This is a genomic window from Thioclava sp. NG1, assembly GCF_003122275.1.
Taxonomy (GTDB): domain Bacteria; phylum Pseudomonadota; class Alphaproteobacteria; order Rhodobacterales; family Rhodobacteraceae; genus Thioclava; species Thioclava nitratireducens.
On record NZ_QFBB01000006.1, the window covers coordinates 311710 to 335540 of the forward strand.

Sequence of the window (23831 nt, forward strand, 5' to 3'; positions counted from 1 at the left end):
TGAGCATAGGTGGAATATGAAAGCCTGCGCATGAAAACCACTGCACCGCCCTCACCCTCATCCGACCCCGCGCCCCGGTCCCGACTCACCGATCCGGCGCGCCTTCGGGCATTACGCGAGACCGGACTGCTGGAGAGCGCTCCCGCAGACATCTTCGCGCGTGCGACGCGTCTCGCGACGCGGGTGACCGGCGTGCCTATCTCGCTGGTTTCGATGGTCGACGAGAACCGTCAGGTCTTCGTGGCGCAAAGCGGGCTGGATCGCTTCGACGACCATTCTCCATCGGAGACGCCGCTCACCCATTCCTTTTGCCGCTATGTCGTGGAAACCGATGCGCCGCTGCGTGTGTCCGACGCGCGCGAGGATGCGGTGCTGGGCGAGAATGGCGCGGTGCGCGATCTGGGCGTGATCGCCTATCTCGGTGTGCCGTTGCGCACGATCGAGGGGCAACCGCTCGGCGCGTTCTGCCTGATCGACCGCGAGGCGCGGCAATGGACCGAGGAAGAGTACGAAGCTCTGTCCGACATCGCCGCGGGCGTCGAGGCGGAAATCCGGCTACGCCACCAGATCAACGTCGCCCACCGCGAAGAAAACCGCTACCGCGCCATTCTCGATCAGATGCCGGTCGGCGTGGGCGTGGCCGAGCTGGGCACCGGGCGGCTCCTCGATCTGAACGCGACCGCGATCGAGATGTTCGGCGTGAAGAACGGCGAGGTGGGCAAGCAGCTCGCCTTCGACGCTTATACGCCGGAAGGCCGCAAGCTCAGCCTCAGCGAATTTCCGATCGTGCGCGCCGCACGCCACGGCGAAAAGATCAACCATATGGAGCTGCGCTGCGTGCGCCGCGACGGAAGCGAAAGCAACCTGCTGATCTCGGCGCAACCGATCGAGAGCGATCCGCCGGTGGCCGTGGCAACCGCGCTCGACATTTCCGAACTGAACGAGGCGCGCGAACGTGCGGCCGACATTGACCGGCGTCTCGCGAATTTCCACGAAATCACCTCCGACGCGATCATCGAGATCGACCGCGACGACAATATCCGCTTCGCCAATTCTGTCATGCGCGCACGCATCCGTGCCGCTGTCGGGGCCGCTACCGAGTCGCAGGCGATCGGGCGATCGCTCTGGGAAACCGTGCCGCATCTGCGCGAGAGCAAACTGGCGGAGGCGCTGGCAGAAGCCCGGCGCACAGGCACGCCGACCGTCGCCGATCAGATCGGGCGCGACGGGCGCATTCTGGAAGCTCGCATCTATCCCGAGAGCGGCGCGATCCTCGCCTATCTGCGCGACGTGACAGAGGAGCGCCAGCTCGCGCAGGCACGCGACACGCTGACGCGCGAGCTCAATCACCGGGTCAAGAACGCCTTCGCGATGATGTCGGGGCTGGTCGGCATGACCGCCCGCCACGCGACGACGCCGGACGAGATGGCGCGGGGCCTGCGCGAACGGATCGGCGCGCTCGCCCGCGCCCATGAGCTGATCAATCCGACCGCCACACCCGAGCGCGATTTCCGCGGCATGGTCGAACTGCGCGAATTGTTGCTGGGCGTGCTTTCGCCCTACACCAATCTCGACGATCCACGGCTGACCCTCGGCGGTCCCGCCCTCGCGCTGAACCATGCGGGGTCCACCAACCTCGCGCTGGTAATCCACGAACTGGCCACTAACGCTGTGAAATACGGCGCACTTTCGCACGATGCGGGGCGTCTGGAGCTGACGTGGCGCGAGATCTCCGGCCAGCTCGAGCTTGATTGGCGGGAAAGCGGCCACCCCGGGAAACTGATGCCACCAAGCAACAGCGGCTTCGGGTCGCGCTTGATAGACCTGACGATTCAGGGCCAATTGCGGGGAACCTATGGAACCGAATGGGTTCCCGACGGGTTCCAAGCTCGCATGACCGTGCCAATGGACCTGATAAAAGGGTAGTATAGCCCATGCTACAGAGCAGTATTTCTTGCCTCGAGGGCAGCAATGTCCTCGTCGTCGAAGATGAATTATTCATCGCCTATGACATCGCCTTCTCGGTCGAGGAAGCAGGCGGTCAGGTTGCGGGACCGTTCGCGACCCTGGCACGTGCGCGTGCGGCGCTTACGGATGACTCGGTCTCCGTAGATGGCGCGATCCTCGACATGAACCTGCTGGACGGATCGGCGGAAGCCCTGATCGTCGAGCTGTGGAAGCGCGAAGTGCCCTTGGTGGTGAACACGGCCGAGCAGCTGCCGCTTGCCTTCCAATCGATCATGCCGGAAATCCCGGTCTTCTCGAAGCCGACGAACCCGTGGGAACTGGCCGAGGCGTTGGGACGCCAGCTGCGCAACTGAGGTTGGCTGTCGCGCAGTTCCGACCTCCCCTGCCCGCCTCAAAGCGGCATTTTGTATTCCTTGGCGATCGCCCAGATCTCGGCATTGATTGCTTGCATTTCGGCAAGAGCGGCTTCCAGTTCGGTAAGCGTCGCGCTGTCCAGAACGCTTTCCTCTCCAATCCGCAGACTGGTCTTGCGATCCGCGATACGCATCTGGATCGCGCGCACCGGACCTCCGCCCTCGTCGAAAGCGTAGAGGCAATGGTTGAAGTGATTGCGCAGCCCCGACACTTTCTTCATCCGTGCCGACACCGCCAGCACCCGTTCGCAGGCCCGCGGCGCGCAGGGACAGTCGTCGCGCTTGGCCAGCCGATCCACGAGATCGAGCCGCGCACGCGTGGTGTTCAATGTCAGATGGATGATCGTCGCGACGCTCTTGTCGGTCCCGGCGAGCCCGGCGATCAGATGGATCAACAGGCTCTCGGTATTGGTCCAGGCATAATTGATGCGTCCGATCAGCATCAGGAACCGATCGAAATCCGGCGGGCGCACCTCCGCGGGCGCGGGCGGATCCTTAGGCACCTCGGATACGGTGATACCAGATCGCCGCCTCGGTGCGGTTGGTGACGCCGAGCTTCCCGATGATGCGGTGGATGTGCAGCTTAACCGTATGTTCGGACAGGTTCAGCTTGCCCGCGATGATCTTGTTCGGCTGGCCCGAGGCGAGCATCTCCAGAACCTCGGTTTCGCGCGGCGTCAGCCCCGACAGGCAGATTGCATTGGCAGACTCCGTCGCGGTGGCGCCGTTCAGCATCGGCATCGGCAGCTCTGACGGACGGCAGTGCAGAAGCGCGGGCGGGATGTAGTGCCCCCCCGAGACGATCATCCGCAGGATCAGAAGCCAAGTCGTCAGATTCACGTTCATCGGCAGCAGACTGATGTGATGCGTCAGGATCGCAGAGCCGTGGCGCGCCATCAGATCCTGCGCGTACGCCTCGTCCTCGATCGCGATGATCAGTTTCACGCGCGACAGGAACGGCTCGCGACGTTCCGCGAGCGCGACCAGACCATCGGCGTGATCCTCGTCCACGATCAGCGAACACAGCGTGCCGCGATGATCGATCCGTCCGTCGGACTGCAATTCCTCGAGCAGCGTCTCGAAATCGTTCAGACGCAGGCACGTCGCCGGCGTCACTTCGGCATCTACGGTTCGCAAAACGGTATCGGAAAAAACATGCGATGCGCCAAGAAAGCAGATCGCTGCGTCTTGTTTGCGGCAGGACGGCATCACGCGCGCCCCCGCAGGTTCACTCTTATGCAACGCATTCATGGTGGCCCCCTCGTCCTACCCTGAACTCAAATGTTCGGGCGACTAACCCCACGTCATATCGCCCGCATCCACCATATCACGGACCAGTGAGATCAGCGTTACCCGAAGTGTTTACCCAACGGTAAGGAATCTCTTACGCAACGTAAGTCTAAGCGAATCGCGTCCGGAATCACGGTTTTTCGCTCAACGCCGCTTGGGACGCGTCACAAATGGTAGGTCGTGATCGAGTCGCCACTACACCTTGTCCAGCTTTGGGCATTCGCGACAACTTCGTGAAAATTTCTCCGATGGTCCGGGATTCCGCAGGCCACAGCGCGGAGCGCATCGGAAAACGGCTGATTTTCAGTTGGTTAAAACGGTGCACCGGCGGGCTAGACCCATTTGCTAGCTAGGTCCACCGGATCACGGGGCGCAGGATGTTGGTGTCGCAGCTGGGGGCTGTGACTCGTCTGTTTCCACATTCCGCCCGGAAAGGGTGACCCACCTGCGAATCGCTCGATTCGGGGATCGGGACCGGGGTGCCGAGCGGTTGGGGAAGCGGACATTCATCGGGGCAAAAGCCCTGCATAGCAATGGTCCGAACCATATCCGTTTTAGACAGAGTGACGGATCCCGGACCGATCAACTGGGAGAAATGAAATGGCGAACAATCGGCACAATTGGGTCCAAGGCGACTGGAAGAACCACATGGAGAACGACGACGATCACGACTCGGACTCGTCGGATAATCACTCGGCGCCCGATCCGCAGCAGCAACAGCAGCATCAGAAAGCGGTTTCGGACTCGGATTCGCGTGCGAATGCCGATGCAGACTCGCGTGCGAATGCCGATGCGGATGCTTCCTCGGCGGCGCGTGCCTATGGTGAAGGCGGCGACGCGACCAACACCAACCGCCTCGACGACACGAACCACAACCGTGTCGATACCGACACGACGTCAAACTCGAAAGCGGTCAACAGCAACGACATCACGATCGATTTCCCGGATGAGGGCATCTTCGGCGAAGACAACGACTTCGCGGATATCGACGACTCGAGCGTGGGCGACATGGTCTTTGCCGATGGCGATATGACCTATACCTACGACTACGATCCGGGCGACGACATCAACCTCAGCGACATGCTCAACGGCATGGGCAATGACGTGATGATGGTCAACACGCAGGCCAACACGCTCACCGACAACGACACGCTCAATGATCCCAAAGTCTCCAACGACGCGAATTTCCAGGTCGACGCCGTGATCAAGGACAATTCGGCGCATTCCGATGACGGGATCGACGCATCCTCCGAAGGCGGCAACGGCGCCGAGGATGTCGGTTCGTCGGGCGGCATGGCGCTCGCGGGTGGCGGTATCGCCCTCTCGGGCGGCGGCGTTTCGCTCGCAGCCTCGGAAACCGAGGGTGAAGGCGACGATGGCGGCGACGGTGGCGACGGCTTCGGTATGGGCCTCGGCATGGGCGGCGGCATGGCGGGTGCTGGAGCGGACGAAGGCGGCGCAATCGCAAACGCCGGCGACGGCGGCGCCGGCATGCCGATGATGAAGCATCACCATCCGCAGATGGGCGGCGACGGTGGCAATGCAAGCGCGACCGATTCCGGCCAGGCAATGGCTGATGCACGGGCGACCGGTACTGGTACTGGCTCCGGCACCGGTGACGGCGGAAACGGCGGCGCCGGCGGCGACGGTTACGGATGGTCTTCGACCGGTTCGCAAGCCTCGGGCGGCGGCTCCTGGGCGACCGGCGGCTATGCCGGCGGCGGTAACGGTGGCGGCGACGTCACCGCAGGCGGCGGCGGCAATGGCGGCAGCCTCGGCAATTGGGGGTCGGGCAATGGCGACGATGGTATCGTCACCGGCCAGTCCTATGCCGATGCGAGCGCGGCCATCGACACCACCGCGTTCAACCAGTCGATCGTGATGGGCGCCAACATCCTCGGCAATGCCGTGGATACCACCGTGGTCGGCGGCAACCTGTCGTCCTCCTATATCGGCGACGACGACGCATCGTAAGCAAACACGCGGCGTGCCTCCACGAGAGGCGCGCCGCATTCCGTTCGGGCCGTTTCGCATCGCATCACGCCCGGACCTTGCCCGCGGCGGAGTTCACCCCGCCGGATGCGATGAACCGACAGTCTGACGCCCCGCATCCAAGCGCGGGTTTTCAGCGTCATGAAGGGGGGAAGGAAGATGCTTGACCGGCAGACCGAAATCATCGCCCATTTCATCGGTGCCTTCAATCAGACGACCGAGACCAATGTCGCCCGACAGGAATACGACGCCTTTCGCGCGCTGCAGGCTTCCGCGCCCACGCCGGGGGACCTGCTCTCCGTCAATGTCAGCGTCAATTCGGATTACCTGCTCGAGGATTTCGATCCGTCGCTGCAGCTGAAGCTCCCGCTCGTGCCTCCGCCAGAGGCGCCGTGGCTTCCCTTCGTCGACGATTACCAGCTGCGCGATATCGCACCGCCCGGGTTGCCGTCCGGCCAGCTCGCAATCCCGCCCTATGATTTTCCGCCTGTTCCGGTACCGCTTCAGATGTTTCTCGGAATGGCCCCACCTTCCTCGGTGCTCCACATCACTTCGCAGATCAACACGCTGAGCGATCATGACGTGCTCTACGACAAGCCCTTCATGATGCCGGCAGAGCTGATGGACGAGTACGGCCCGGCGGCCACCTCGTCGAAGCTGATGGCATTGGCCGAATATGCAGATGCGCTGACGGTGAGTGCCGCACCCGTCGGCACGACCGTCGAAGCCCAGGCGGAGGCGCTGATGGCGCAGATCGACGCGCTCGATCCCGATTCCGTGCCCGATGGCGTGACGGCCGCGATGTTCCGCAGCGAGACGATCTTCGCCGCGCCGACCGACCCGGAAGAGGACGACGGTCTCGAGGAGGGCGCAACCGACCCGGAGGCCATGACCGAGCTGCAAAGCGAAAGCCTCGACGGTGAAGAGGCGGCGGCCTCCCTCCTGCCACCCGCGTTTTCGGGCGCGGTCGTGTTCGACGGGCAGCTCATGGACGAATTGCCCGAAACATTGAAACTTCGGCTGGAAGCACGCGACCCCTCGGACGACGAGTCGGAGGATACACCGCTCGACGCGGGTGTGATCGAGGTGGAGACCGACGGTATCGGCGGAGATGGCGAAGGGGCGGCCGGAACGGTCCAAGGCCCCGATATGCCCGTCGATCCCGCGGACATGGCACTGGAAATCGCGCAGAGCCTCAGCACCGGCAACAACCTTCTGCTGAACCAGTCGCAGGTGGTGCATGACTGGCTCGATGCGCCGGTGATCGCGGTCGGCGGATCGGTGACTTCGCTCTCGGTGATCTCGCAGGTGAACGTGCTGCGCGACGCGGATATGAAGCCCGGTCTCGGCCACCACGGCACAGGCAACAGCGCGGGCGGGCAAGGCTTGGGTAATGGTGACAGCGCCGACCCGCTCGCCTCGCTAGGCCACAACGTGGCGGTCTACACGCAAGAGGCCAATCCCGCGAACTTCCTTAACCTGGTGATGCCGCCCGGCGGCACCCTGATCGCGATGACGGAAATTCGCGGTGACCTGATTGTCGACAACCACATGACGCAGGTGAACGCGGTCTCCGATGGGGATCTGGTGAGCTTCGAATTCGGCTCCTATTCCGCCGAGATCGTGATGGGCGACAACTCGACCGTCAACCTGCAGCTTCTGCTGGAAGCGGGCGCGCAGTTCGACCTGATCATGATCGGCGGCAACATGTACGAGATCGCTCAGCTCGAGCAGATCAACGTATTGCTCGACGACGATCTGGTGATGAGCGGCGCGGGCGGCATCGGACACGGCGGCGTGGGCCATGTCTCGAGCGAGGATAACCTGCTGTGGAATGAGGCGCATCTGACCAAAGTGGGCATCGACACGCAGTTGGAGATGGACCCGCAATATCAGAACGTCCTCGACCAGCTGGCGGAGATTTACAGCGGTCTCGATCCGACCCCGGGCGAAGGCTATTCGATGCCGCCGGGCGCGGCCTACGACGCGGTCGAAGGGCTGCTGGGCGACGAGCTTTTGGGCGGCCAGATGGCACTGCGGGTACTCTATATCGAGGGAGACCTGATCGTTCGCGACAACCTCACCCAGATCAACATTCTCGAAGATGCCGACCTGATATCGGTCGACGGTCCGGGCGAATTCGACGTCGATGCGGGCGGCAACACGCTCGCCAACGTCTCGTCGCTGACTGTCGCGGGCGTCGACAGCACGATCATGGCCGCCGATGGCGTCTATTCCGACGCGGTGATCTGGCAGGCGGGGATGATGGACGATGGCAGCGGCGGTCCCCTCGGCCCGACGAGCCCCAGCGAAGGGGCGCTTGCCTCGGAGGCGGTGGCGTTCCTCGCGGACGGGATGATCGAGAACGCGCCCACTTACGACGATGACGAATTCCAGGTGCACCCGGGCTCCCACGGGGGAAGCGGGTCGCTCGATGCATTGCACACGGTTCTGGCCTGACGGAGGGGCGGAACTTCATTCACTAGGGGAACTTCGATGAAAGACAGGACTGACGACGCCGCCGGGGGGCAGGCGACCCGCCAAGATGGTCATGACGCGATGGCTCGGAACGTGGATCCGCCGCAGGCCGATCCGACAGACAAACGGCAGGCGCAAACCGCAACGGGCGACGGTCCCGGGGCGAAAGCGCGCGCCGACGAAACCGGCGCGGAGGGGACTGTCGAGACAGTCGCCGCCCGGACGGAGGGTGGTGCTGACGCCCGAAAGGAGGCGGGTCGTGTCCCCGCGCAAAATGCCTCCGGCTCCCCACCGGCGCCACCCTCCACCCCAGCCTTTCACAAGCGCCTCGGCCCGGTGGATTTCACCCGCACGCTGCATGACATGAAAAAGCGGCTGCGCGTGAACATGGCCTTCGTCGTGCTGATGACCTGCGCCACGAATATCCTGATCCTCGCGGTACCGATCTATCTGTTCCAGATTTCCGATCGGGTCTTCACCTCGCGCTCGACCGACACGCTGGTGATGCTGACCATCGTGATTGCCGGGGCGATCGTGGTGCAGACGCTGCTCGACGCGGTACGCCGGCTGGTACTGATGCGCTCGGCGGTGGATGTGGCCGCGCGGCTCGGCGCACCGGTCCTGTCGGCTGCAGCGCAGGCTTCGCTGCATTCCAACGGGCGCGAATATCAGGTTCTGGGCGATCTCAACGCGCTGCGGAGCTTCCTTGTCTCCGGCACGCTGCTGTCCTTCCTGGACGTGCCCTTCGCGCCGATCTTCGTGCTTGCGGTCTTCCTGATCCACCCGCATCTCGGCACGATCGTGGTCGTGACCGCATTGATCCTTATGCTGTTTGCCTGGATCAACCAGAAGATCACTTCGGACGGCTTCAGCCGTGCCAATATCGCGCAGACCCGGGCGAACCTGCACCTTGAGTCGATGTCGCGCAACAGCCAGATCATCAACGCGATGGCGATGATCCCCGAAGCCGTGTCGATCTGGGGTCGCGATACCGCCGCCTCCCTGCGCGCGCAGACCGAGGCGCAGGATCGCAACGTCTTCACCGCCTCCGCGTCGCGGATGTTCCGCCTGTTCACCCAGATCGGGATGCTGGGCTGGGGCGCCTATCTCGCGCTCGATGGGCAGATCACCGGCGGCATGGTGATCGCCGCCTCGATCGTCGCGGGCCGTGCGCTCGCGCCGATCGAAGGCGCGATCGAGGGATGGAACTCCTTCCTGCTGGCACGCGGCGCCTATGATCGGGTCGGCCAGCTTCTGGCCTCCGCCAAGACCCGCAACGACAAGCTGCGCCTGCCCAAGGTGGAAGGACGGCTCGATATCGAGCGTCTCCTCTATGTTCCGCAAGGCACCAAGCATGTCGTGCTGAACGCGCTGACCTTCTCGCTCGCGCCCGGCGACCAACTGGCGATCATCGGCAATTCGGGCGCCGGCAAGACGACGCTCGGCAAGATGCTGGTGGGATCGGTGCTGCCGACCTCGGGAGCTGTGCGGCTCGACCTGATGGACATCCGCAACTGGGACCCGCGGCAATTCGGCGAAAGCATCGGCTACCTGCCGCAGGACGTGCAGCTCTTCCCGGGCACCATCAAGCAGAACATCGCCCGGATGCGGGAGGATGCGAGCGACGCCGCGATCCATCGCGCCGCCGCGCTCGCCGATGTGCACGAGATGATCGCCTCGCTGCCGCAGGGTTACGAGACGGTCGTCAGCTCCGACGGCTCGCCGCTATCGGGCGGACAGAAACAGCGGATCGGTCTGGCGCGCGCCTTCTTCGGCGATCCGAAGTTCGTGGTGCTGGACGAGCCGAACTCGAACCTAGACACGCAAGGCGACGCGGCCCTCGTGCGCGCGCTCGGTCATGCCAAGGCCAACGGGATCACGGTGGTCGTGGTCACGCAGAAACCCTCGCTGCTCAGCGCGGTCGACAAGATCATGCTGCTCAACGACGGCAATATCGCGATGTTCGGCTGGCGCGACCAGATGCTCGCAGAGCTGGAGCGGCGCAAGCAGGCCAAGGCCCAGCAGGTGCAGCAACAACGCGCAGCGGCGCAGAACGTCGCCGCGACCGCCCCGATGCAAGGAGCCCCGGCATGACACTCCTTCTGACCAACCCGCTCAACTCCCACGAGACCCCCGACTGGTCGACCGAGGTCCCGCGCAGCATCAAGACGCTGGTCATCGTCGGGCTGACGATCTTCGCGATGGCCTTTGGCGGCTTCGGCGTCTGGGCCTTCAGCGCCCCGCTCGCCGCCGCCGTCATGGCGCCGGGCTCTTTCGTGGCCACGGGCCGCAACAAGATGATCCAGCACCTCGAAGGCGGGATCATCAAGGAGATCAATGTCTCCGAGGGCGATTTCGTCACCGCGGGGCAACCGCTCCTGCGCCTCGACGAGACCTCGGCGCTCGCCAATGAACGCGCGCTATTCCTGCGCCGCGCGCGACTGGAATCGATGGAGGCCCGGATACAGGCCGAATATGACGGCTGGCGCGAACTGGTCTTCCCGAAATGGCTGCAGGACGCCCGGCGCGACGTGGAAATCGCCGCGATGATGGATTCCCAACGCCTCGCCTTTGACGTGACGAAGGCGAAAGTGCAAAGCGAGTTGGACCTGCTGGCGCGCAACATCGCCGCGATGGAGAGCCGTTCGGAAGGCTACCGCGCGCAGTTGATTGCCGCGGAGGCCCAGCGCGACCTGCTGGCCGAGGACCATGAGAGCAAGGCGAAACTCTTCGAGAGCGGGCTGATCCGGCGAACCGAGCTGAACGCGCTGCTTCGCGCTCTGGCCGATGCGGAAGGGCAGATCGGCCGCCTCAAGGCGGAGATCGGCGAGAGCGAGGAGATGCGCGCGAAATACCAGGCGCAGACCAAGCAGACGATCGAGACCCACAAGCAGGCCGCGCTCGACGAGTTGGAGACCGTGCAGGCGGAACTCGATTCCGTACGCGAGCAAGAGCGCAAGGCGACCTCCGTCCTGAAGCGCGTGGTGATCGAAAGCCCGGTTTCCGGCACCGTGGTGCGGCTGAACTATTCCGGCGCGGGCGGCGTGATCGAGGCGGGCAAGGTCATCGCCGAGATCCTGCCCTCGGAAGCCCCGCTCATCATCGAGACGATGATCGCGCGCACCGATATCGACGCGATCAAGGTCGGACAGGAAGCGTCGGTGCGGCTGTCGGCGCTCAACCAGCGCACGACGCCGATCCTGATTGGGGAGGTCTATTACATCTCCGCCGACGCGATCGTGGAGCGCTCGGGCGAACATCCCCGCGAGGTCTATATCGCCCGCATCCGCCTGCCCGCCTCGGAGCTGCGCCGGGTACCGGGCTTCGCGCCGATGCCCGGGATGCCGGTGGAAGTGATGATCCAAACCGCGTCGCGAACCTTCGCCCAATACATCGCGAAACCAGTGGTGGATTCGATGAACCGTGCTTTCCGCGAGCATTGAGAGGCCGATCCGACGGAAAACCGGCGTGAAGGCGTCGCTCTCGAGGGCGCGGCGCCTTTCTCCTTCAGCCTAACGAATTCATGGGCTTACGCCACAGTTTAGACTCCTTCTAAATTCCTGAGTAAAATAATCGATCACGAAGGCGGGAAAATACCAGACTTCATTTGTCAGAGATCAATTTCCAGACTATCTCCTGACGATAGGAAGCGAAGACCGACTCGCGACCCATCACGGAGGTGCCCTCATGAAGGCCAGCCCTATCGAGAACGAAACCTGCAAATGCGCACTGCCGCTTGGCCAGTGCCGTCGCGGGTTCCGGGGCACTCTGGTCTCTGTCTGCCCGCTGGCCGGGAAGGACGGCTATGACGCGGACGAGCTGGAACTGCGCCTGCTGGAGCTTGGCTTCATCGAGGGCGCGTCGGTCCACATCCTTCACGAAGGTCCGTTCGGTCGCGATCCTATCGCGGTGCGCGTGAACGACACCACCGTCGCTCTGCGGCGTGCCGAGGCGATGGCCATCCTCGCGGAATGACGTCGGCTCCTGCCATAAACCAGCCCAAAGCCCCGCAGACCGATCCCGACGCCCAGCCGATCGAGGCCGCGCTGGTCGGTGCGCCGAATTGCGGCAAGACGGCGCTGTTCAACGCGATGACCGGTGCGACGCAGAAGGTTGGCAATTATTCCGGCGTGACCGTGGAGCGCAAAGTCGGCGTGGCGACCACGCCTGCGGGGCGCAAGTTCGCGCTGATCGACCTGCCCGGCACCCATAGCTTGCGCGCCCGTTCTCCGGACGAGGAAGTGACCCGCGACGTGCTGCTGGGCCAGCGCCCGGGAGAGCGCGTCCCCGACATGATCCTCGCGGTGGGCGATGCGACCAACCTGCGTGGCGCGCTGCGTCTGGTCTCGGAACTGAAGAAGATCGGCCTGCCGATCGTGATGATCCTCAACATGATCGACATCGCGCGCCATCGCGGCTTGCAGATCGACCATGTCGCGCTGAGCGAGGAACTGGGCATCCCGGTGATCCCAGCCACTGCCGTCCGCCGCGGCGGGCTCGACGAGTTGTGGTCCAAGGTGGATCCGATGCTGGAAGCCGGCCTCGACGACCCGCAACCCTCTAGCTGGGCGGTTCCGAGTACGCATGACATGCGGGTCTCGATGCGCGAGGCGGAACGGCTGGTGAAGACCCATGTCATCCGCCCGCCCGAGCCGGACACGATTTCCGCCAAGATCGACCGCGTGGTGCTGAACCCGATCGCGGGGCCGATCATCCTGCTGGCGATCCTCTTCGTGATGTTTCAGGCCGTCTTTTCCTGGGCCGCGCCCTTCATGGATGCGATCGACTGGGCGTTCAGTTCGCTGGGCGCGCTGGTGACGCAAGTGATGCCCGAAGGGCTGGTGCAAAGCTTCATCTCGGACGGTTTGATCGCGGGCATCGGCTCGGTCATCATCTTTCTTCCGCAGATCCTGTTCACCTTCCTCTTCATCCTGCTGCTGGAAGATTTCGGCTACATGGCGCGGGCGGCCTTCCTGATGGACCGGATCATGGGCCGCGCCGGGCTGAACGGGCGCGCTTTCATCCCGCTTCTGTCGAGCTTCGCCTGCGCGATCCCCGGCATCATGGCCGCGCGGGTGATCGACAATAAACGCGACCGGCTGACGACGATCCTCGTCGCGCCGCTGATGACCTGCTCGGCGCGCATTCCCGTCTACACGCTGATCATCGCCGCCTTCATCCCCAACACGAAAGTGCTCGGCGGGCTGAGCCTGCAGGGGCTGGTCATGTTCGGTCTTTATGCGGCTGGCGTGTTCTCGGTTCTCACGGTGGCCTTCGTCGCGCGACATCTCTTCGCACGTGAAGAGCGCTCGGCGCCACTTATGCTCGACCTGCCCGACTACAAGATGCCGATCCTGCGCAATATTGCGCTGGGGCTCTACCAACGCGCACGGGTCTTCCTGCGCCGGGCCGGCACGGTGATCTTCTGGGCGATGGTGGTGATCTGGTTCCTGTCGACCTTCCCGATGGCCCCCGAGGGCGCGACGCAACCGGCGATCAACTATTCCTTCGCCGCGATGATCGGCCACTTCGTCGCGCCGATCCTCGCGCCTTTGGGCTTCAACTGGCAGATCGCCGTGGCGCTGGTGCCGGGCATGGCCGCCCGCGAAGTCGCGGTCGCAGGGTTAGCCACGGTCTACGCGGTGGGCGGCGAGAACGGCCTGATCCACACGCTTACCGATCAGTGGAGCCTCGGCACCGCGCTGGCGTTGCTCGCATGGTATATCTTCGCACCGCAATGCATCTCCACGCTGGCGGTTATCCGGCGCGAGGCCGGTTCGGCGAAGTGGATGTGGGTCGCGGTGGTCTACATGTTCGCACTGGCCTATCTCGCGGCTTTCGCAACCTACCAGATCTCGGCCCTCCTCGGCGCGGGCTGAGCCCTCGCGCAACCTTCAATCGATGGTGAGACGCGGTGAACGCTTTGCCGCCTTGAGTTTCGCGCGACGATCCGGAAGATGCCGCTCGACAGTCACGGGACAGAGAGCCTCCGCATGATCCATCGCCGCCTTGCCGCCCTCTTGGGCCTCGTCGCCCTGATGCTGCCGCAGGTGGCCGCCGCCCACATCACCGCGACCGGCTCGGGCGGTTTCACCGCAGGGTTCGAGCATCCGCTCTCGGGCTATGACCATTTCCTCGCGATGTTCGCGGTGGGCCTCTGGGGCGCGCAGATGGGTGGACGTCAGGTCTGGCAATTGCCGGTGACCTTCCCGCTGATCATGGTCGTAGGTGGCGTGATCGGCATTCTCGGCCTGCCGCTGCCCGGCATCGAGATCGGGATCGCGCTGTCTATCGTAGTTCTCGGCCTCGCCATCGCCACCGCATGGAAGCCCTACGAATGGATAGCGCTCGCGATCATCTCGGTCTTCGCGCTTTACCACGGTTACGCACATGGGGCAGAGCTGCCGATGGCCGCCGACCCGGCAGATTTCGCGATCGGCTTCGTGCTGGCGACCGGGATGATCCACGTGATCGGGGTCGGCGTGGGTCTCGTCCTCGACCCGATCCGGGGTGGACAGTTCTCGCGCGGGCTGGGCGCGATCATCGCGGTGGTCGGACTCGGCTTCCTTGCGCTGGCACTGGGTTACCTGCAATCTCAGCTCGGGTTCCTGCAAGGTGGGCTGAGCCTCTTTGGCCATTGACGTATCGCATAACCGTACCGGCCTCGGCTGGCTGCGTCACCTCTGGGTGCTGGCCGGGCTGACCGCTCTGATCGTGCTGGCGCTGATCCCGCCTGCGGACCGCGGCGAGACCGGGGCGTGGCTGATACGCGACGCGCTCGCGATCGAGCGGCTGTTCCCGCTATTCGGCTTCGGGATCGCGCTGGCTTTGGTCGGGCGGCGCGCTGCACTGTTCGCGGCGCTGCTCTGGGCCGTCGGGATCGCGCTCGGCTTCACCTTCCGCATCGAGCTGATGGCCACGTTGCAACAACTCCCCGGCGCGATCACGCATCACTTCCTGACCATGCCGATCTCGGCCATCGCCATCGGTGCCACGCTGGCGCTTGGGCGCTGGTCGCGGCCCGTGCTGATCGTGCCAGCGGGACTTGTTCTGGGGGTGATGTATGCGCTCTCGGTGAAATTGTCCGACCCGAGCTATGGCGGTGCGCCTTGGGTCTTCCTCGCCGGGATCGGCCTGGGCATCTGGCTGATCGGCGCGGTCTATCTGGTGCTGCGCAGCTGGAAGGCGCAATGGTTCGAGATAGCAGGCCGGATCGTCGGCAGCTGGCTGATCGCGATCGGACTGCTTTACGGAGGCGTCGCACTGATGGGCGGCAAGCTGAAGCCGAAGAATGCAGATCCTTCGACCGCCGCCTCGGAGAACGCGCCCGCGGCAGAAACCGCAGTGCCCCAGGCCGATGCTTTCCCCAGCTTCGGCGCGCCGCCGCCCGCCGCCCCGCCCGGCAGCAAGAAACCGGATTTCCAACCATGATCCGCCGCACTGTTCTCACCCTCGCCGGTCTGATCGGGCTGCTGCCGGGGCTCGCGAAGGCCCACCCGGAAGACGAAATCCTGATCCGTCTGCTTGTCGGCATGGAGAGCGGCAAAGTCACCCATATTGGCGAGAGTTGGACCTTCGATCCGACCGTGTCCGACTGGCTGATCCAGAGTTTCGACAAAAATGGCGACGGGGCCTTCACCGGAGACGAGCTGGCGCCGCTGCAAGACGCGGCAAAGCAGAATTCGGAGGGCTCGTTCTTCTACACCCGGTTCTGGAAAGGGACCGAGCAACTGCCCGATCCCCAGATCTACGGCTTTCAGGCGACGGTGAAGGATGGGGCCGTCACGATGGCCTTCGCGCTCGCCTTGGCCCAGCCCGAAGACCCGAACGACCTGCGCATCGAGATGTACGACCCCGAGAACCTGACTGGACTGGTGCCGGTGAAATCGGACCCGGTGGTGATCCGCGGCTTGGCCGACGGCGCGACCTGCGTGCCGAACGTCTCGGTCAATCAGCCGGATGTGCATGGCGGGCCGGACAATATCCCGATTGCGCTGACGCTGGCTTGTAAGGGGTGAACTTGGAGGGGGCGCTGCCCCCGCGCTGACGGCCCTTCGCTTGCGCTTCGGGCGTTCGGCGGGGTGTTCTTCCACTGGAAGGCCGCGGATCCCGCCTCACCCCCCCCCGGGATATTTCCACCAAGAGGAAAAGGCTAGTCGCCCTTTAATTTCGGGGCGGGTTTTGGTTCCGCCAAGGGCGTGTCCGAAAAACGGATCGGCGTGCGGATGCCGGGGATACCCTCGGCCTCGACCCGCATTCCGCGCGCCTCAACCTGCGGATCAGCGAAGACCTGATCGACGGAGTTGATCGGGCCCGCGGGGACCGTCGCCTTTTCGAGCGCGGCGAGCAGATCGGCGCGCGGCCATTCCGCAAGCGCAGGGAAGAGGGCCGCGCGCATGGCCTCACGATTGGCGACGCGCGCCTCGTTCGTGGCGAAGTCAGGATTGGCTGCGAGGTCGAGGGCCAGAACCTCGCAAAGCCGCCGGAACTGCCCGTCATTGCCGACTGCGAGGATCAGATCGCCATCCTTGGCACTGACGACCTCGTAGGGCGCGATGTTTGGATGCGCGTTGCCTAAGCGATGCGGCGCATTGCCTGTGGCGAGAAAGTTCATCCCCTGATTGGCGAGCACTCCCACCGCGCAATCCAGAAGCGCCATATCGACCAACTGCCCTCGCCCGGTGCGCGCCCGTGCGGCCAGCGCCGCCTGTATGCCGATCACCGCGTAAAGCCCGGTGAAGATGTCCGCGAAGGCCACGCCCACCTTTTGCGGCTGGCCTTGCGGGTCGCCGGTCAGGTCCATCCAGCCAGCCATGCCCTGGATCAGGAAGTCATAGCCCGCGCGGCTCGCGTAAGGACCGTCCTGCCCGAAACCGGTGATCGAGCAATAGACGAGACGCGGATTGATCGTGGAAAGGCTCTCGTAATCGAGGCCGTATTTCTTCAGCCCACCGAGCTTGAAGTTCTCGATCACCACATCCGCGTCCTTGACCAGATCGCGCACGATCTTCTGGCCTTCTTCGGTACGGAAATCGGCGACGACCGAAATCTTCCCGCGATTGGTGGCGTGGAAATAGGCGGCCGAGCGACCCTCCGGCCCGTCGCCTTCGCGCGCGATGAAGGGCGGGCCCCAGCGGCGGGTATCGTCGCCCTCGGGCGCTTCGACCTTAATCACCTCCGCGCCGAGATCGGCCAGCACCTGACCGGCCCAGGGACCGGCCAGAATCCGCGCCAGTTCGACGACTTTCACACCTTCCAGCGGGGCCATCAGAAGAAGGCCTGCAGGCCCGTCTGCGCACGACCCAGGATCAGCGCGTGCACGTCATGGGTGCCCTCGTAGGTGTTCACCGTCTCGAGGTTGACCATGTGGCGGATCACCTGAAACTCGCCCGAAATGCCGTTGCCGCCATGCATGTCGCGGGCCATCCGCGCGATATCCAGCGCCTTGCCGCAATTGTTGCGTTTGATGAGCGAGATCATCTCGGGGGCGGCATCGGCTGCGTCCATCAGGCGGCCCACTTGCAGCGCGGCGTGCAGGCCCAGCGTGATTTCGGTCTGCATGTCTGCGAGCTTCTTCTGGAACAGCTGCGTCTGCGCGAGAGGCTTGTTGAACTGTTTGCGATCGAGGCCGTATTGGCGCGCGGCGTGCCAGCAGAACTCGGCCGAGCCCATCACGCCCCAGGCGATACCGTAGCGCGCACGGTTGAGGCAGCCGAACGGACCTTTCAGCCCCTCGACATGCGGCAGCAGCGCGTCTTCCCCGACCTCGACGCCGTCCATGACGATCTCGCCGGTGATCGACGCGCGAAGCGACAGTTTCTGCCCGACCTTCGGCGCGCTCAGCCCCTTCATGCCCTTCTCCAGCACGAAGCCGCGGATCTTGCCGCCATGGGCTTCGGACTTCGCCCAGACGACGAAGACATCCGCGATCGGCGAGTTGGTGATCCACATTTTCGAGCCGGTGAGGCGGTAGCCACCGTCGGTCTTCTCGGCGCGGGTCTTCATGCCCGCCGGGTCCGAGCCCGCATCGGGTTCGGTCAGGCCGAAACAGCCGATCCACTCGCCCGAGGCCAGCTTCGGCAGGTATTTCTGGCGCTGCTCCTCCGAGCCATAGGCGTAGATCGGATACATCACGAGGCTCGATTGCACCGACATCATCGAGCGGTAGCCGCTATCGACGCGCTCGATCTCGCGCGCGATCAGGCCGTAGGACACGTAGCCCGCGCCGATCCCGCCATATTCCTCGGGGATGGTCGCGCCCAAGAGGCCCATCTCACCCATCTCGCGGAAGATCGCGGGGTCGGTGGTCTCGTTCTCGAAGGCCTCGATCACGCGCGGTTGCAGCTTGTCCTGCGCATAGGCGCGGGCCGCATCGCGCAGCATCCGCTCCTCTTCGCTCAGCTGGGTTTCCAGACGCAGCGCGTCGTCCCAGGTGAACTTGCCCAGATCGGGGGCATCCTTGGCTTTGAGCGTAGGGCGGTCGGTCATGGCGGTCCTCGAGATCTGTCTTGCGTTGCGTCGAACTCTAGGCATCGAGCCGCGTGGCGCAAACGATTAAATTTGCGAAGATGATGAGTTTTGCGCATGATCCGGCAAGACACAGCGGAGCACTCTCGCGACCATGCGCAAAAGCTACACTCCTACGATCAACGAGCTGCAGGCCTTCGCAGCCTGCGCGCGCTTCGGCACGACGACGCGGGCGGCAGCGGAGTTGAACCTGACGCAATCGGCGGTGTCGCGCTCGCTCGGGACATTGGAGGAACGGCTGGGCGTGGCCCTGTTCGACCGGGTGCGCAAGCGGCTGTCTCTGTCGCCGGCAGGTCATGTTTTCCTTGCGCAGGCAGAAGAAATCCTTGGTCAGATCGACCGGGCCGCGATGGGGGCGATGGCCTTCGGCGGCGCGCGCGCGGTGCTGCGCATGGCCGTGCTGCCGAGCTTTGCGCGGTCGTGGCTGATCCCGCGATTGGCCGGGTTCGAGGCCGCGCAGCCGGAGGTGAGCCTCGATCTCAGCGCGCGACTGCTGCCGGTGGATTTCGCGCGGGAGCCATTCGACTTGGCAATCATGCGCTCCAGGCATGAACAGGCGGGGGCCGAGGTCGAAAATCTCGTTGCGGAGGAATTGATCGTCGTGGCCGCGCCGCACCTGATGACGGGGCGCGCGGAATTGGAGGAAGACGCGCTGGCGCTGCCCCTCTTGCAGCAGTCGACGCGCCCGACGCTCTGGCTCGACTGGTTCCGCGAGAGCGGGCGCGACGCGCGGCATATCCTCCGCGGCGCGCGGTTCGATCATTTCGACATGATCCTCGATGCGGCGAGCGCGGGCATGGGGCTGGGGCTGGTGCCCGCGATCATCGCGCAAGGGGCGCTGGCCTCGGGGCGGCTGGTGCAGGCGACGCCGCGCCGGTTTGCCACCGGTGAGAATTACGCGCTGATCCTGCCCGAGCGCGCGCGGGAGGCGCCGCATGTCAGCGCCTTCCGCGATTGGTTGCGGGCCGAGATCGGCGCTTAGTCGAAGACGATGACCTGCCGGATCGCCTCTCCCGCGGCGAGCCGCTCGAAACCTTCGTTGATGTCTTCGAGCTTTAGGCGATGGGTCATCAGGTCCGGGATCGGCAGTTGCCCTTGCACCATCATCTGCGCGAAACGCGGGATGTCGCGGACCGGCACGCAGGAGCCCATGTAGGACCCCTTCAGCGCATGTTCGTTCGCCGTCAGCGACACGGCCGGGATCGTGAACTCCGCCTTCGGGTTCGGCAGGCCCGCGGTGACGGTCGTGCCGCCACGCCGGGTGATGGCATAGGCGAATTGCAGCGCCGGAGCCGCGCCAGCCAGCTCCACCGCGAGATCGACGCCGCCGCCGGTAAGGTCGCGCAGCTTCTGCACCGCGCCTTCCTCGGTCGGGTCGATGGCATGAGTCGCGCCAAGCTTGAGAGCGAGGTCGCGTTTGTCCTTGGCCAAATCGACCGCGACCAGTGTGCGCGCGCCTGCCGCGACCGCGCCAAGAAGCCCCGCGAGGCCGACGCCGCCAAGGCCGATGATCGCGCAGCTTTGCCCGGTCTTCAGCCCGCCCGAATTCAGCACCGCGCCGACGCCGGTCAGCACCGCGCAGCCCAGCAGCGCGGCTTGGTCGAGGGGGATCGATTTGTCGATCTTCACGCAGGACGCCTCGGAGACGACTGCGTAATCCGAGAAGGCCGACACGCCGATATGGTGGTTCACATGCTCGCCCGCGACCGAGATGCGTTTCGATCCGGTGATCAGGCTACCCTTACCCGCGGCAACCGCGGCCGGCTCGCAAAGCGCGGGCCGCCCCTCGGCGCAGGGCACGCAATGGCCACAGGACGGCGCGAAGACGAGGACGACGTGATCGCCGGGCGCGAAGCGCGTGACATGGGGACCGACGGCCTCGACAACGCCCGCCGCCTCGTGGCCCAGCGCCACAGGCATGTCGCGCGGGCGGTCGCCGTTGATGACGGACAGGTCCGAGTGGCACAGGCCCGCCGCGGACATCTTGATCAGCAACTCGCCCGGGCCGGGATCGTCCAGCTCTGCCTCGACGATCTCCAGCGGCTGGCTGTCGGTATAGGGGCGCGCCCTGCCCATCTCCCGCAAAAGTGCGATCCGCGTTTTCATTCTTGCTCCTCCCCAAATCGATTTGGCGCAGATTGGGAAAGATCGGCGGAAGTGTCCATGCCTCTTTGACGATGCGTCACACGGTGACGGTGAAGGGAGCGTCCAGCGGATGTTCTTCGAGGTTCGCGGTTTCGCCAATCCGGTCCACCACGGCGAAGAGACCGGGCGCTGCGAGCGGCGTCAGTACACCGTGCCACGTCCCGCGATGGAGGTTGATGCCCTGCGCGCCGTCGGTCAGGAAAGCACGCGGCGTGCCGGGCTTCCCGCCTGCGTCCGGTGCCACGATCACGAGGAACGGGTCCGCGCTCATCGGGAGGAAGGCCTGCGAGCCTTCGGGGTGCCGCTCCAGCAGGTCACAAAGATAGGGCAGCGTTCGCGGCTCCGCCTTGAAGATCGAGAGTCCGGCGCGCCCGCCGGACTCCGCCCCGAAATCAAGCTGTGCGCGATCATGGTAGCGCCCACAGAGCCCGGCATTGATGATCTTGTCGGGCGCGCCGGACGCCTCGAGCACATCCCCGAACGGGGCAAACGCCTCGGGTGTCAGCGGTTCGGCCTTGATCTGCATGGCGCCTCCGGGTTCGGGCGGAAGAAAGGGGGCGCTGCCCCCTCACCCCCGGGATATTTCGACCAAGCCGAAAGGGTCAGCTCGAGATGGGCGAGCCGAGCTTCGGGTGGCGGTTCACGTCCTTGTAGAGCAGGTAGCGGAACGGACGGCGACCGGCGGCGTAGCAGGCCTGCGGGCAGAAGCTCCGCAGCCACATGAAGTCGCCCTCCTCGACCTCGATCCAGTCCTGGTTCAGCAGGTAGACTCCGCGGCCCTGCAGCACGTAGATGCCGTGCTCCATGACGTGGGTTTCCGCGAAGGGGATGGTGCCGCCCGGCATGAAGGTCACGATATTGACATGCATGTCGTGGCGCAGATCGTTCGGATCAACGAAGCGCGAGGTCGACCAGTAGCCCGAGGTGTTGGGCATCTCGAGCGGCGGCTTGTCCTGATCGGCGGTGACGAAGCTTTCCGGCGCGTCGATGCCGGGCACACGCTCGTAGCGCTTTCGGATCCAGACGAAGGTGCCGGGCGTGTCCTGATCATTCGCGACCGACCATTGCGTGCCCGGGGCGAGATAGGCGTAGCCGCCGGCGTCCAGTTCGTGGCCGACGCCTTCGATCACGAGGCGGATGTGGCCAGCGAGCACGAAGATCACGCCCTGGCCCTCGGGATCGGGTTCGGGATTGTCCGAACCGCCGCCCGGCGCGACTTCGACGATCAGCTGCGCGAAGGTCTCGGCAAAGCCCGACAGCGGCCGCGCGAGCACCCAGGCGCGAGTGTTTTCCCAGCCCGGCATCAGCGAGATGGTGATGTCGGAGAGCACACCGCGCGGGATCACGGCGTAGGAGGTGTTGAATTGCGCGCGCTCGCGGGCGCGCTGGTTCTGATCGGGCAAACCGCCCGTCGGGGCGTAATAGGTGTATTCCATCAAAGGTCCATGGCGTTCAGGCGATGCCACGCGATCCGCTCGACCTGTTTGCAGGCCTCTCGGAATTCCGTCTCGCGGCCCTGGTCAAGCCGGCGGCGGAAGGCGTGGAGGATTGACGCCTTGGTATTGTCTTTTACGGCGATGATGAAGGGGAAACCGAATTTTTCGGTATAGGCGGCGTTGAGCGCCTCAAATGTGGCGCGTTCCTCGTCGGTCAGCGCGTCGAGCCCGGCGCTCGCCTGTTCCGAGGTGCTTTCTGCGGTTAGACGTTTGGCTTGGGCGAGTTTTCCCGCGAGATCCGGGTGCGCGGTCAGCACGCCGAGACGCTCCGCCTCCGAAGCAGAGCGGAAGATGCGGACAAGCGCCGAGGCCACCCCTTCATGGCTGTCATGGGCCGGGCCCAGCTCCAGCTCGAAGGCCCGCTCGGCGATCCAGGGCGAATGTTCGTATATGCCGCCGAAGACTTCGACGAAACGGTCCCGGCTCATCTGGCTCGGGCGTTCGCGGCGCGTGTGGGGGTGGGTCGCGGCCCAATGCGCGGCGATCTCTCCACGGGTCGCGAACCAGACGCCCTCATGCGACAGCGCGTAATCGAGGAAGCGCTTCAGCCCCGCAACTTTTCCCGGCCGCCCGATCAGGCGGTTATGCAGGCCCACCGAGAACATCTTCGGCGCGCCGTCCATCCCTTCGGCATAGAGCGTGTCGAAACTGTCCTTGAGGTACTGGAAGAACTGCTCGCCCTCGATATAGCCGGGCGCCGTGGCAAAGCGCATATCGTTGGCTTCCAACGTGTAGGGGATCACGAGTTGGTCCCGCGCGCCCACTTCCAGCCAATAAGGCAGGTCGTCGTCATAAGTGTCGGAGATCCAGTCGAAGCCACCCTCTTCTGCGGTCAGCCGCACCGTGTTGGCCGAACAGCGCCCGGTATACCATCCGCGCGGACGCTCTCCGACGACCTCGGTATGCAGGCGGATAGCCTCGGCGATCTGGCGGCGCTCTTCGTCTTCCGCCATATCTTTGTGCTCGACCCATTTCAGGCCGTGCGAGGCGATCTCCCAGCCCGCTTCCTTCATCGCAGCGACCTGTTCCGGCGCGCGCGCCAGCGCGGTCGCGACCCCGTAGATCGTGAGTGGTACGTTCAGCCTGGTGAACAACCGGTGCAGCCGCCAGAAGCCTGCGCGCGCACCGTATTCGTAGATCGACTCCATGTTCCAGTGTCGCTGGCCGGGCCATTGCGCGGCGCCTGCGATATCGGACAGGAACGCCTCCGACGCCGCATCGCCGTGCAGGATATTGTTCTCGCCGCCCTCCTCGAAGTTGAGCACCATCGAGATCGCTACGCGCGCCTTTCCCGGCCATTGCGGATCTGGGGGCGTGCGGCCGTAGCCGCGCAGGTCGCGAGGGTAGCGGGTCATCGAATGGCTCCTGTCTTCGGGTCGAACCGGGACAAGAAAGAGCAAAATACGCCAAAGGGAAAGGGGGGCTGACCCATCGCCGCAGGTCAGACCGCCGCGATGGTGACCTCGACCGCCTTTTTCCACGCGGCGTAGCGGGCTTCGCGTGTGGCCTCGTCCATCTGCGG

20 protein-coding genes are annotated in these 23831 nt (G+C 64.7%); 12 read left to right on the forward strand and 8 right to left on the reverse strand.

Annotation, left to right across the window (positions count from 1 at the left end):
- The first annotated feature begins 30 nt into the window (after window positions 1–30).
- Complete coding sequence (locus tag DEM26_RS13935; protein WP_109172651.1) at window positions 31–1926, forward strand: PAS domain S-box protein; 1896 nt, start codon at window positions 31–33, stop codon at window positions 1924–1926.
- 8 nt (window positions 1927–1934) lie between these two features.
- Complete coding sequence (locus DEM26_RS13940; protein ID WP_075775769.1) at window positions 1935–2321, forward strand: hypothetical protein; 387 nt, start codon at window positions 1935–1937, stop codon at window positions 2319–2321.
- 38 nt (window positions 2322–2359) lie between these two features.
- Here DEM26_RS13940 and DEM26_RS13945 read toward each other — a convergent pair whose 3' ends face one another.
- The gene (locus DEM26_RS13945; protein WP_233243104.1) at window positions 2360–2884 is read right to left on the reverse strand and encodes a hypothetical protein; all 525 of its coding nucleotides are present in this window, start codon (window positions 2882–2884) and stop codon (window positions 2360–2362) included.
- Entirely contained in the window at window positions 2877–3497 is a 621-nt protein-coding gene (locus tag DEM26_RS20680) for a helix-turn-helix transcriptional regulator (RefSeq protein WP_233243105.1), read from the reverse strand. Before DEM26_RS20680 ends, DEM26_RS13945 begins: the two co-directional genes overlap by 8 nt.
- Before the next feature lie 774 nt (window positions 3498–4271).
- Between DEM26_RS20680 and DEM26_RS13955 the strand changes: the two genes are divergently transcribed.
- The 9 genes from DEM26_RS13955 to DEM26_RS13990 all read left to right on the forward strand — a co-directional run bounded on the left by DEM26_RS13955 (window position 4272) and on the right by DEM26_RS13990 (window position 16159).
- Window positions 4272–5645: a hypothetical protein gene (locus DEM26_RS13955; protein ID WP_109172652.1), complete on the forward strand. Its 1374-nt coding sequence runs from the start codon at window positions 4272–4274 to the stop codon at window positions 5643–5645.
- Window positions 5646–5822: 177 nt separating this feature from the next.
- Window positions 5823–8123, forward strand: a complete 2301-nt coding sequence (locus DEM26_RS13960; RefSeq protein ID WP_109172653.1) for a hypothetical protein — start codon at window positions 5823–5825, stop codon at window positions 8121–8123.
- A 36-nt stretch (window positions 8124–8159) separates the two neighbouring features.
- Window positions 8160–10235: a type I secretion system permease/ATPase gene (locus DEM26_RS13965; protein ID WP_088720464.1), complete on the forward strand. Its 2076-nt coding sequence runs from the start codon at window positions 8160–8162 to the stop codon at window positions 10233–10235.
- Complete coding sequence (locus DEM26_RS13970; protein ID WP_088720465.1) at window positions 10232–11584, forward strand: HlyD family type I secretion periplasmic adaptor subunit; 1353 nt, start codon at window positions 10232–10234, stop codon at window positions 11582–11584. The genes DEM26_RS13965 and DEM26_RS13970 overlap by 4 nt, the downstream gene beginning before the upstream one ends.
- 244 nt (window positions 11585–11828) lie before the next feature.
- Window positions 11829–12116, forward strand: coding sequence for a FeoA family protein (locus tag DEM26_RS13975; RefSeq protein ID WP_075775765.1), 288 nt, complete (start codon window positions 11829–11831; stop codon window positions 12114–12116).
- Window positions 12113–14020: a ferrous iron transporter B gene (feoB, locus tag DEM26_RS13980; RefSeq protein WP_088720466.1), complete on the forward strand. Its 1908-nt coding sequence runs from the start codon at window positions 12113–12115 to the stop codon at window positions 14018–14020. Before DEM26_RS13975 ends, feoB begins: the two co-directional genes overlap by 4 nt.
- Before the next feature lie 114 nt (window positions 14021–14134).
- On the forward strand, window positions 14135–14782 hold the full coding sequence (locus tag DEM26_RS13985) for a HupE/UreJ family protein (protein ID WP_088725550.1): 648 nt from the start codon (window positions 14135–14137) through the stop codon (window positions 14780–14782).
- Window positions 14772–15572: a hypothetical protein gene (locus tag DEM26_RS20395; RefSeq protein WP_158275127.1), complete on the forward strand. Its 801-nt coding sequence runs from the start codon at window positions 14772–14774 to the stop codon at window positions 15570–15572. The genes DEM26_RS13985 and DEM26_RS20395 overlap by 11 nt, the downstream gene beginning before the upstream one ends.
- A complete protein-coding gene (locus DEM26_RS13990; protein WP_158275128.1) occupies window positions 15569–16159 on the forward strand; it encodes a DUF1007 family protein in 591 nt (196 codons plus the stop codon). The genes DEM26_RS20395 and DEM26_RS13990 overlap by 4 nt, the downstream gene beginning before the upstream one ends.
- A 134-nt stretch (window positions 16160–16293) precedes the next feature.
- On the opposite strand, the gene DEM26_RS13995 is transcribed toward DEM26_RS13990, so the two are convergent.
- Window positions 16294–17409 carry a CaiB/BaiF CoA transferase family protein gene (locus tag DEM26_RS13995; RefSeq protein ID WP_109172655.1) on the reverse strand — a complete coding sequence of 372 codons (1116 nt, stop codon included), beginning with the start codon at window positions 17407–17409 and terminating at the stop codon, window positions 16294–16296.
- Window positions 17409–18629, reverse strand: a complete 1221-nt coding sequence (locus DEM26_RS14000) for an acyl-CoA dehydrogenase (RefSeq protein WP_088725547.1) — start codon at window positions 18627–18629, stop codon at window positions 17409–17411. Before DEM26_RS14000 ends, DEM26_RS13995 begins: the two co-directional genes overlap by 1 nt.
- A 133-nt stretch (window positions 18630–18762) precedes the next feature.
- On the opposite strand from DEM26_RS14000, the gene DEM26_RS14005 reads away from it, so the two are divergent.
- Window positions 18763–19650: a LysR substrate-binding domain-containing protein gene (locus DEM26_RS14005; RefSeq protein ID WP_109172656.1), complete on the forward strand. Its 888-nt coding sequence runs from the start codon at window positions 18763–18765 to the stop codon at window positions 19648–19650.
- Here DEM26_RS14005 and DEM26_RS14010 read toward each other — a convergent pair.
- The 4 genes from DEM26_RS14010 to puuE all read right to left on the reverse strand — a co-directional run bounded on the left by DEM26_RS14010 (window position 19647) and on the right by puuE (window position 23664).
- Complete coding sequence (locus DEM26_RS14010) at window positions 19647–20774, reverse strand: zinc-dependent alcohol dehydrogenase family protein (RefSeq protein WP_109172657.1); 1128 nt, start codon at window positions 20772–20774, stop codon at window positions 19647–19649. The two genes, DEM26_RS14005 and DEM26_RS14010, sit on opposite strands and share 4 nt — an antisense overlap.
- A gap of 76 nt (window positions 20775–20850) precedes the next feature.
- Complete coding sequence (locus DEM26_RS14015; protein WP_075775757.1) at window positions 20851–21339, reverse strand: ureidoglycolate lyase; 489 nt, start codon at window positions 21337–21339, stop codon at window positions 20851–20853.
- A gap of 76 nt (window positions 21340–21415) precedes the next feature.
- A complete protein-coding gene (locus tag DEM26_RS14020; protein WP_075775756.1) occupies window positions 21416–22249 on the reverse strand; it encodes a bifunctional allantoicase/(S)-ureidoglycine aminohydrolase in 834 nt (277 codons plus the stop codon).
- Complete coding sequence (puuE, locus tag DEM26_RS14025) at window positions 22249–23664, reverse strand: allantoinase PuuE (RefSeq protein WP_088725545.1); 1416 nt, start codon at window positions 23662–23664, stop codon at window positions 22249–22251. The genes DEM26_RS14020 and puuE overlap by 1 nt, the downstream gene beginning before the upstream one ends.
- Between the last annotated feature and the right edge of the window lie 167 nt (window positions 23665–23831).